Genomic DNA, 253 nt, shown 5'->3' on the forward strand with positions numbered 1-253 from the left:
TGCGTGTCATTTTTCTAAGTCACCTGAGCGGTGATGAAGTGATTGCAACTGCTAACGGAACAGCGTCTTATTTTCTAAGTCACCTGAGCGGTGATGAAGTCGGTGTACCAGTAAGCGGTACGCCTGCCATTTTTCTAAGTCACCTGAGCGGTGATGAAGAGCCAGTCACAGCCGACCCGATGCAGCTATACATTCTAAGTCACCTGAGCGGTGATGAAGCTCAACTCAGGGATGGCGTGAGAGTCGTGAGTTT

The 253-nt window shown here is 49.8% G+C and carries 1 protein-coding gene; it reads left to right on the forward strand.

The features are described from left to right. On the forward strand, positions 1-253 hold a 253-nt coding region (locus AAEY79_RS15730; RefSeq protein ID WP_352289550.1), incomplete at both ends, for a hypothetical protein.

Source organism: Psychrobacter sp. GW64-MNA-CIBAN-0177 (genome assembly GCF_040309585.1).
In the GTDB taxonomy this organism is placed as follows: domain Bacteria; phylum Pseudomonadota; class Gammaproteobacteria; order Pseudomonadales; family Moraxellaceae; genus Psychrobacter; species Psychrobacter okhotskensis.